The 2,618-nt window shown below is 64.5% G+C and carries 3 protein-coding genes; all 3 read right to left on the bottom strand.

Going from position 1 to position 2,618, the window contains the following annotated elements:
* Positions 1-16 precede the first annotated feature (16 nt).
* Positions 17-487: a SoxY-related AACIE arm protein gene (locus tag AC1D0Z_RS19305; protein WP_477659801.1), complete on the bottom strand. Its 471-nt coding sequence runs from the start codon at positions 485-487 to the stop codon at positions 17-19.
* 3 nt (positions 488-490) lie between these two features.
* A complete protein-coding gene (soxX, locus tag AC1D0Z_RS19300; RefSeq protein WP_477659800.1) occupies positions 491-937 on the bottom strand; it encodes a sulfur oxidation c-type cytochrome SoxX in 447 nt (148 codons plus the stop codon).
* 6 nt (positions 938-943) lie between these two features.
* Positions 944-2,618: xanthine dehydrogenase family protein molybdopterin-binding subunit (locus tag AC1D0Z_RS19295; protein WP_477659799.1), on the bottom strand; the 1,675-nt coding region annotated here is incomplete at its 5' end.

The following is a 2,618-nucleotide window of genomic DNA, read 5'->3' as shown; positions in this document are numbered from 1 at the left end:
GAGCGACCGTGGGGGCTCATGGGTCCCCTTCGATGCAGGCGGCCAGCGTCACGATGACGCTGACGGTGTGTGACCAATAGCTGCCGTCATTCATCTGCGCTACGGCTACCAGCTGCTGCGAAGTCGCCAGCCGGATGCGCGTGGTCACGCTCGCCTTGCCGGCGCGTGGGCCGAGCGTGAAGCGGGCTACATCGCGCTGGGGGTTTTTCTCATTGAAGACGGCAATGCTTTTCACGTGGTCGGCCGCCGTCATGGGACTGTCCACCGTGACGGTGATGGGCACCACATTGCCGTTGTCAACCAGCTCGGCTATGTCAAGCTTGACCTTGCCGGCTCGCACCGGCGCGTTTTGGGTATGGGCTGCCACCGCTGCTGCCAGCTCACCGGCCTGCGCCGCTGCGGGGCGCAAAACGGTGCCGAGGCTCATGCCAGCGGCACCGGCCAGAATGTGGCGCCGACTGACAGAACGGAAGTTATCGGCGGCCATGGGTCACTTCAACGTGAGCAGGAAGGCAACGACGTCTTCAATCTGCTGCGCACCCAGTACCGGTTTCCCCTGCCAGGCTGCGCCCACACGCACCAGCCCGTCGGTACGGTAGTAGGCCGGCATGATGCTCGCGGGGTTGAGTCGCTGCGCATCGGCAATGCGCAGGCGCAACTGACCTTCGTTCCATCGCGAGCCTGCGCCTGCCAGGTCGGGTGCCAGGTTGCCCTGGAAGCGCTCTTCAGGAACAGGGCCGGTGTGGCAGAGCAGGCACAGGCCGTGCTGGCGGCTTGCAACGATGGCCCGGCCGCGAAACGGGTCCCCGGGCGTTGCCGTCAGCGCCTGGGGTATCGCGTCGCCGACAACCTGTAGCGGCGGTACGGCATGTTGCGCAAAACTGCTCAAGGGCACCATCATGATGATCCCGCCGGCAATGACGCCTTGCCAGTTCATGCCTTTTCATGCCTTTTTGAGGTCGTGGTTCTTCAGCGGCAGGTCGCGTATGCGTTTTCCTGTCGCCGCGAACACGGCATTGAGCACCGCAGGCGCCGCGACCGCAATCGTCGGTTCACCGACACCGCCCCAGAAACCACCCGAAGCGACGATGATGGTTYCCACCGCCGGCATGTGCTGCATCTGTACGACGGGGTAGGTGCTGAAGTTGTCCTGCTCCATGCGGCCGTCTTTTTGTGTGCACTCGCCGAACAGCGCCGCAGACAGGCCATAGGCAAAGGAGCCCTCAACCTGCGCTTCAATCTGCTGCGGATTGACTGCATAGCCCGGGTCGGTGGCCGCCACAATGCGGTGAACCTTGAGCACGCCGTCGTTGCTGACCGAAACCTCGGCGCAGGCTGCTACATAGCTGCCGAAGCCCATGGTTTGGGCCAGGCCGCGGTAGACCTTCTGGCCACCGATATCGGGTGGCGGCACGTTCCATTTCACGCGCTCGGCCACAGCGTTGAGCACGGCCAGGTGCTTCGGATGATTCGTCATCAGCTTGCGCCGCAAGGCCAACGGATCCTGCTTCGTGGCAACCGCGATTTCGTCGATGAACGACTCGAGGTAGATCGTGTTCTGGTTCAGGTTCACGCCGCGCCAGAAGCCGGGCGGAACGCTCGGGTTGCGCATCGCGTGGTCTATCAGCAGGTTGGGGAAGCTGTAGCCTATGGAGGCTTCCGGTCCCGGTGCGTTGAGGCCCTGAAACTGCACCGGGTCCAGTCCGTTGCGGACGTTTTGCGGTGCCACGCCAGCCAGGATCGACTGGCCCGAAATACGCATGTGCAGGGCCGTGACGTTGCCCTGGGCGTCCAGTCCGGCCTGGAGCTTGCACTGCGTGACCGGGTGGTAGCGGCCATGCAGCATGTCTTCCTCACGCGACCACAGCAGCTTGACCGGCACACCAGGCATCTGTTTGGCGATATCCACCGCCTGGCGTACCCAGTCATGCACCGCGCCGCGCCGCCCGAAGCCGCCGCCCAGGTGAATTTTGTAGACCTCGCATTTGCCGGCAGGAAGGCCTGCTGCTTCAGAGGTGGCGGCCAGCGCCGCTTCACCGTTTTGGGTAGGCGTCCAGACCTCACAGCGCTCGGGCGTCCACCGCGCCGTCGCGTTCATGGGCTCCATGGTCGCGTGGTTCTGGTGCGGGTAGGAATACACCGCTTCGATCTTGCGCGCAGCCGATACCAGCGCGGCTTTGGCGTCGCCGTTCTGGTTGCCGACGGCGGCCTCGGGCGCGTCCATTCCGGCCTTGAGCATTGCCGCAACGGTGGCGCTGGAATTCGCCACATTGGGGCCGTAGTCCCATTCAATGGGCAGTGCGTCCAGCGCGGTCTTGGCGCGCCACCAGGTGTCGGCCACAACGGCCACCGCGCTGTCGCCAACCGCCAGCACCTTCTTCACGCCGGGGCGCTTTTCAATCGCGGCGGCATTGAAGCTCTTGACCTTGCCGCCGAACACCGGGCAGTCCTTGATGGCTGCATTGAGCATGCCGGGCAGTTTCAGGTCCGCGCCATACACCTGCTTGCCGGTGACCTTGTCCAGCGTGTCCAGCCGCGCCAGGCGCTTGCCTACCAGTTTCCAATCCTTGGGGTCCTTCAACTTGACCTCGGCTGGCGGCGCCACCCTGGCTGCAGCG

The organism is Polaromonas sp. P1_E3, from assembly GCF_056405935.1.
The sequence above is the reverse complement of the archived record's forward strand: the minus strand, read 5'-3'. Positions and strand labels throughout refer to the sequence as shown.

Excerpts from the sequence above, each read along its gene's own strand:
- AC1D0Z_RS19305 (WP_477659801.1), bottom strand. The coding sequence starts at position 487 with ATGGCCGCCGATAACTTCCGTTCTGTCAGTCGGCGCCACATTCTGGCC.
- soxX (WP_477659800.1), bottom strand. The coding sequence starts at position 937 with ATGAACTGGCAAGGCGTCATTGCCGGCGGGATCATCATGATGGTGCCC.